General features: G+C 63.2%; 7 protein-coding genes and 1 pseudogene. All 8 read left to right on the forward strand.

Annotated features, from left to right (window positions below):
* Entirely contained in the window at window positions 1-303 is a 303-nt protein-coding gene (locus tag WA317_RS20055; RefSeq protein ID WP_425174696.1) for a PE domain-containing protein, read from the forward strand.
* A gap of 10 nt (window positions 304-313) precedes the next feature.
* Entirely contained in the window at window positions 314-1,522 is a 1,209-nt protein-coding gene (locus WA317_RS20060) for a PPE domain-containing protein (protein ID WP_425174697.1), read from the forward strand.
* 734 nt (window positions 1,523-2,256) lie between these two features.
* Entirely contained in the window at window positions 2,257-2,565 is a 309-nt protein-coding gene (locus WA317_RS20065; RefSeq protein ID WP_425174698.1) for a WXG100 family type VII secretion target, read from the forward strand.
* A 67-nt stretch (window positions 2,566-2,632) separates the two neighbouring features.
* Window positions 2,633-2,920, forward strand: coding sequence for a WXG100 family type VII secretion target (locus WA317_RS20070; protein WP_425174699.1), 288 nt, complete (start codon window positions 2,633-2,635; stop codon window positions 2,918-2,920).
* A 73-nt stretch (window positions 2,921-2,993) separates the two neighbouring features.
* Complete coding sequence (locus tag WA317_RS20075; protein WP_425174700.1) at window positions 2,994-3,830, forward strand: ESX secretion-associated protein EspG; 837 nt, start codon at window positions 2,994-2,996, stop codon at window positions 3,828-3,830.
* A 34-nt stretch (window positions 3,831-3,864) separates the two neighbouring features.
* Window positions 3,865-4,893: a MinD/ParA family ATP-binding protein gene (locus tag WA317_RS20080; RefSeq protein ID WP_425174701.1), complete on the forward strand. Its 1,029-nt coding sequence runs from the start codon at window positions 3,865-3,867 to the stop codon at window positions 4,891-4,893.
* Window positions 4,893-6,374, forward strand: a complete 1,482-nt coding sequence (gene eccD / locus WA317_RS20085; protein ID WP_425174702.1) for a type VII secretion integral membrane protein EccD — start codon at window positions 4,893-4,895, stop codon at window positions 6,372-6,374. Before WA317_RS20080 ends, eccD begins: the two co-directional genes overlap by 1 nt.
* A gap of 32 nt (window positions 6,375-6,406) precedes the next feature.
* Window positions 6,407-6,817, forward strand: a pseudogene (locus WA317_RS20090) (type VII secretion-associated serine protease); the annotation flags it as partial.

The raw sequence follows: 6,817 nt of genomic DNA on the forward strand, positions 1-6,817 counted from the left end.
ATGACCGGTGCATTCAGCGTGGTTCCAGCCGCAGTCGATATGTCCTCACTCACTGAATCGGGAATCAGCTCGGATATGGCGGCTACGACCGCGGCCGGTGCCGCCGCGCTCACCAGTGTGGTGCCGATGGCGGCAGATCTGGATTCAGCGGAGTTCATGACAGCGCTGAACGCCACCGGCGCCGCATACCTGGCGGCCATAGCGGATCATGTGGGACAGCGCGCTGCCTTTGCCGGCGCTCAGACGCTGGCGTCCGGTACCTACGTCGCCACGGATGCGATCGACAACGCCGCCCTAGGCTGACGGGACGAGCATGGCGGGCGATCCGCGGTGGACGGGTCCACCCGAGGCTATCGCGGCAATTTTTGAGGCTGGTTCCCCGGCGTCGGTGGTCAGCAACAACTTGGTTTGGGTCACGGAGACTGCCCACCACGAACTGGCGATGGGGCGCTCCGCTGCCAATACCGTTGCGACGCTCGGTTCATGGCAGGGTCTCGGAGCGATCGCCTCCGCTGATGCGGCAACCGGCCTGAACGCCGGGCTGCAGACGACCGCGGGCTGGACCGCGCACAAAATCATGGTCACCCAGGGCGCCATCGACGCCTTCACGACGGCGCAGTCTTCCGTGATTCCCTCCGTGGTCAGCCAGGACAACCGGGACCAGCGAGAGGCGATGAACGACGCCAACCCTAGCGTGTTCTTGACATACACCCCGGCCATAATCGAACGAGATATCGAATATTACGGAGAGCACTGGCCCCACAATTCGAGCGTGGGTTGGGTGTATTCCGGCTTGATGAGCACTTTTACCGCCGCATTGGGAGCGATGCCGCCGCCGGCAGCCCCCACTGGCGCGTCCCCCGCCGCCCCGACAGTCGCAGGAGAGTCGCTCGCGCAGGCAGCGGCCACCACGGGCGTGCAGGACGGGGTGAGCTTGTCGAGTCAGGCCGCGCAGGCGGCCGGAGCGGCACCATCGTCCTCGGCGAATGGCCTGAGCCAGCTAACCTCGGTCACCCAGCCGCTGCAGGCGGCGGTTTCCGGGGTGATGCAACAAGTGACGGGAATTTCTCAAGCCCCACTGCAGGCGGCGCAGGGCCTCACCAGCATCCCGCAATCCCTGATGCAGTCCATGGCGGGAATGTTTCCAGCGGGGACGGCACCGGAGGCGGCCGTCGTATCGGCCGTGGCTGGGTCGGTGGGAACCGGCGGTACGGCCCCCGGAGGTCTCGCAGCCGGTGCGGGCGGAGCTGGAGTCGGCGCGTATTCCGGTGCTGGCTTAACCAGCTACACCCGTCCTGCCAGCACTTTCGAGCCGGAGACCGGTGGCCGGCCCACCAGCTTCCGCGGTGGTGTGGCTAACGCCACCAAGGTGGGAAGCTTGACCACCTCCGTGAGTACGGGCGGCACGGCGATGCCGATGGCGCCGGCGGGGAGGCGAGCACGCGGCAGCGGTGACAAGTCTGAGGAGGCCGTGACATACGCCCGCATCGTGGTTGACGGTGATCAGATCGAGCCGCGGTGACGGCCCGGCTCGTTAACCGGCTAGCGGATTGCCCGCCTTCCGAACGTGAGCGCCGTAAACAATGCGCTTCGAACCGGTCTGTCCGCGCCCAGCAGAGGAGGCACGACAGTATTCTATGATCCCGTCAACCACATTAGCGTCGTCCAAGCCTCGAGTGGGTTAATAGTCAGCGTGAGCTATGGGGACCGACGTTGACGAACGAGGAGCTTCGTGGCGACCGGGTTGCCTTCTCCGCCAATTAGCGGTTGATTCCCTAAATAATTACGGCGGAGCTTTTGCCGAACTCGAACGACTAGTTGGTGACCTGAAGTCGATAATTCGATCGCTAAACGATGTCGCGGATCCATCTGGACTAGGCTATTGCTCCGACAGCGGGGCCATCTCGAGATCATCTATGCATTGGCGCTTGCTGACGGACGTGTCCGTTTGAACCATTCACATCGCAGCGTGCGCTTTCGCGCCAATCGTCGGTCCACGTGAACGAGGGAGGGATTGTGTTGCCGGGGATGTTGGGCCCATCCGGCAGCAGCGGCACAGACGGGCCAACACCCTGCGTTGAGCACTGCGCATGAGCGTCAGGCGGGTCATCCGGGCCGAAATTGGGGCAGGCGTTACCACAGTCAAATACTGATGCTTACGTGACGCGAAGCGTAAAAAGCGTGAAGTGACAAACGCCGCGGCATGCTTAAACTAGTCCCCAACCCGAAGCCGGGTCCGCTAGCAAGGGAGAAGCAATGGCACTACTACAAGTTACGCCGGACATGATGCGCTCGACGCAGCAGGCCATCGAGACGGCGCTTGAACACGCGACCGTCATCGCTAATCAGTACCTGAGCAGTCAAGAGAACGTCGGTGTGGCTTGGCAAGGGGATGCCTACCAATCTTCGATCACCACCGCAGCGAAGGTTCAACACGACTTGGCGCAAGCGGTGATGTGGGGCACCAAGCTGGCTCAGGGCCTCGGCAAGGTCGCGCTACTCATGGAGCAGCATGAGTTGGATTCCGCACACTCGTTCGCCGGCTTCGCGGCGACACAAGCATAACGACCAGTGCTTTGGTAATCAGCTAATCAACACTTGACCGACTGGAGATTGGAACGACATGACAAGCATGGGCAACATACAATATGACCACGGCGTCGTCGATGATTTGGGTTCTGGAGTCGCGAATAACGCGGCGATGTTGATGGAGCACCACGACGACATTAAGCACCGAACCGACCAGATCGCCGGGTTCTTTCAAGGCCAGGCGCATGCGGCTTTCTATGAGGCACAAATTCAAATGCTTCGCGGACTCGAGGGTCTCATCGAAACAGTGGCGCAACACGGCCAGACGATCCATACGGTGAACGCGGCAGCCCACGCAACAGACTTGAGCTCTACGAATTTCTTCGTCTGACGCGTCCTTGAAGTGCTGAGCTGAGATGCACGCGGGCGCGTGCCCTCTCCAGCGGCTGGATTAGGAACTGTGTGTGTTAACCACCACCGTCGATGGGCTGTGGGTGCTTCAGGTCCTGACCGGCATAGAGGCGCTCGCCCCGGAGCTCGGGCTGCGGCCGACTTTGCCGAGCTTCGAAACGGCTCCGATGGCGCTGTCGCATCCGATCGCCGCCGAGCTCCGGCGTGAAGGCGTGATCGACGAGGCCGGAACGGTGGACGCCGCGGTCGTCGAATGGTTGACTGTGCTCGCGCGTCGCGACGTCGCACTGGTCATTCGGGCGTGCACGCCTGATGACGCGGCTACGCCCGCCGGAGCGCTACTGGCACGATTCGCCAAGTGGTGGGTCCTCATGGAGCGTTCAGAGGAACTGGTCCGCATCAGCGGAGCCGGAACCGCGAGCGCGGAGGGAGCTGCCAATGTGCTGCTCACTGCGCAGCTGGAACGCCTGTGCGGCACCAACACGCCCGCGCCGCTGCGGCCCATCACGTTGGATGCTGATGCACTGCTGGCAGGTGTCACAAGCCAGCAGACGCTCTGCAACTTCTTGATGAATCAACGAGTTGAGCCTGATCAGCTGCAAATCCTCACGACTGCCGCCGATCCGCGGCGGTCGGCCCAAACCTCCATCGTCGCAATGCAGTCTGGGGTGGAGACCGGCGAGCCGATGCGGACGCACGTCGAGCGCAGCGTGGTGACGATCATCGACGGGCCGGAAGGGCGGTTACTCGCCGAGCACTTCTCGTCGGACGGCAAGCGCTGGACCATGATCGGGCCCGGCACAGTGAGCAGTATTGGTGCCGCCGTCAACCGGATGCTCCGACGGCTGCCCGCGAATGAAGAATGGTTTTCCTATCGAAAGGTAGTGTAAACAGGGCTTCGGCGATCATGTTAGCATCAGGAGCGTGACAAATCCGTGGCAGCCGGCACCTAATTCACCGGAGCCGGCCAGACATAGTCGCAGACAAGGGACTGAATCGCGTCCTCAACAGCCCGATTCCGTATCGAGTACATTGCGTATTTCCGATATGGTGACGCCGCGAAAAATCCCGCCAGGTTCGGGATGGCGTAAATTTGTGTACAACGCGTCTTTTCGCGGAATAAACTTAGGCGAGTCGCCGGGCGAGAGGCATTATCGCGAATTGCAGGCCCGGATACGCCGGCACATCCGGAAGCAATATGTCATTGGCGTGGTGTCCGGCAAAGGCGGTGTTGGGAAAACCACGATGACGGCGTGCATCGGGGCGGTGTTCCGGGAATGCCGGCCGGAAAACGTGGTCGCTATCGACGCCGCGCCCGGTTTCGGAACACTGTCCGGCCGCATCGACGAAGCTCCGCCCGGCGACTACACCGCAGTGCTGAACGACACAGACGTTCAGGGTTACGCTGATATCCGGGAACATCTGGGACAGAACAATCTTGGTTTGGACGTCCTCGCGGGCAACCGGGCGTCGGACCAGCCGCGGCCGTTGGTGCCGTCGATGTTCACCGGTGTGTTGTCCCGGTTGCGCCGCAGCCACACCGTGATCGTCGTCGACACCTCCGACGACCTCGAGCATCCGGTGATGAAGGCGGTGTTCGACGCCTGCGACACCTTGGTGTTCGTGTCTGGACTGACTGCCGACACGTCATTGCCGGTGACGCGCTCGATCGATCTGCTGCGTTCGATGGGCTACCACGAACTGGTGTCGCGCAGCCTGGTCATTCTCAACGACAACCGCAACGAATACGACGCCGACGCGCGCACCTATCTCACCGAGCGATTTGCGCAATCAGGCGCCACAGTGGAATTCATGCCTTACGACCCTCACCTTGCCAAAGGTGGGATCATCGATACTCAGCACGAACTGAGAAAGAAAACACGACTCCGGCTGTTCGAAATCACCGCCGAATTAGCTGACAAGTACATTCCGGACGCCGACAGGCCACGCTAATGGCCACAGTGTCGTTTCCGGCGCGCTGTGCGGTCGCCGTTGTTTGCGGAGAACACCTGATATCGCAGGTGTACCCGGCGTCAGTGCCGGTCGAGGTCTTCATCGACAACATCGTCGAGCTGTTGAACGACGAACTGAAACGCCGCGGTCTGACCGGCCTCGAAATGGGGATCGGCTATGAACTTCAGAAAGCCAACGGCGTTCGGCTCGACGTCACCAGAACCCTGGACGAGCTGGGCGTCGAGGACGGCGCCACATTGGTCCTTGTTCCCTCAGCGGAAGGTGATTCGTTCGAGCCGCAGTACGAGTCGCTGTCGACCGGCCTGGCACGGGTTGGCAAGAAGCTGTTCGAACCGGTCACGGCTCAGACCGCAACTTATACCGCCGTCGCGATTCTGGCCTTGGTGTCGGCGGTATTGCTCGGGTTGGCCTTGCGTACACGTGCCGCCGCCGATTCGCTGACGCCCAGCACCGTCACCGGCGTGGCCGGCTTTCTGACCGCAGGTGCTGCCGGTGCCACCTGGCGGTGGTGGCCACGCCGCGACGACCTGCAACGTGGATTCGCCTGGCTCGCAGTGCCCCTGCTGGCGGTGAGCGTCGCTGCGGCGGCGCCCGGACCGCTCGGCTCGGCGCACCTGTTCATCGCCGCCCTCGCCGTCTCGGTGTTGACCTGTGGCGTCGCCGTGGTGACCCGACGGGAGATCAGCGTGGCGGCCGCCGTTGTGACGCTTTGCGCGTTGGGCGGCACAGCTGCCGCTGCCCGGATGTGGCAGCCCATGCCGGCGCAGTGGCTCGGGATGCTCACGTTGGTTGTGCTGCTGCTGCTGTTGACCCTGGCCCCGACGATCGCACTGTGGTCCGCGCGGATCCGGCCGCCGTACTTCGGGTCGGTCACCGGGCGGGATCTGTTCCGGCGCAACGACAGGCTGCCGGCCGACGCAGTGGCACCGGTCGACGCCGATGGAGAGGAAGAAGTGAACCCGGACACCACCCCGCGGGGGGTGGAGATTGCTGAGGCTGCCAAGCGTGCCAATCACGTGCTTACCGGCATCTGTGTGGGCGCGGGGCTCACCCTGCCCGCGGCGGTGTGGGCGACGCTGACCCCGGGCCGCGGTCACAGCATTGCGGCTGCAGTACTGGCCGGGCTGTTCGTGCTCATCTTCGTCAGCCGAGGCCGCGCATTTGCCGACAAGCGACAAGCCGTCGCGTTGGTGTGCGGTGCCGCCGCTGCAGTGTGTATCGGAGTCGCCAAGTACGTTCTGCAGGTGCCGGCCGCATCGAGTGCAGCGGTGCTGTGGGCCGCCCTTGTGCTGGCCGCATTCGGAACAGCAGGGATGCTGGCCGCGCTGCTGGTGCCGATCACCCGGTTCACGCCGCTGGTTCGGATGATCGCCGAATGGATGGAACTGGTGGCGATCATCGCGGCCCTACCCCTGGCGGCCTGGATCGGTGGACTGTTCACCTGGGTGAGGATGCGGTGACCGCGTCGGTATGGGCCCGACGGCTTTGGTCGATGGGGTCTGCGGTCCTGCTGGTCAGTATGTCGACGGGTGCCCCTGTCGCGCAAGCGATTCCACCGCCAAGTGTCGATCCGGGCCGGGTACCCGCCGACGGCAGGCCGAACTCCGACCAGCCGATGCGGCAAAGCAACATCTGCGCGCGCACCATTACCGTGGCTGATCCGAACGTGGCTGTCACCGCACCGGGTTTCGCGATGCTCAACGTCAGTAAAGCGTGGCAGTACTCGACCGGAAACGGCGTACCGGTTGCCGTTATCGACACCGGCGTGAACCCCAGCCCGCGGCTGCCGGTTTTCCCCGGTGGTGACTACATCATGGGCGGCGACGGTCTAATGGACTGCGATGCTCATGGCAGCGTTGTGGCATCGTTGATAGCCGCTGCGCCGCGAGGTATTCCGATGCCC

This window comes from Mycobacterium sp. (genome assembly GCF_049802695.1).
GTDB lineage: Bacteria > Actinomycetota > Actinomycetes > Mycobacteriales > Mycobacteriaceae > Mycobacterium.

Coding starts and splice junctions, on each gene's coding strand:
- eccD (WP_425174702.1), top strand. CDS start 4,893: ATGGCCACAGTGTCGTTTCCGGCGCGCTGTGCGGTCGCCGTTGTTTGC.
- WA317_RS20065 (WP_425174698.1), top strand. CDS start 2,257: ATGGCACTACTACAAGTTACGCCGGACATGATGCGCTCGACGCAGCAG.
- WA317_RS20060 (WP_425174697.1), top strand. CDS start 314: ATGGCGGGCGATCCGCGGTGGACGGGTCCACCCGAGGCTATCGCGGCA.
- WA317_RS20070 (WP_425174699.1), top strand. CDS start 2,633: ATGGGCAACATACAATATGACCACGGCGTCGTCGATGATTTGGGTTCT.
- WA317_RS20055 (WP_425174696.1), top strand. CDS start 1: ATGACCGGTGCATTCAGCGTGGTTCCAGCCGCAGTCGATATGTCCTCA.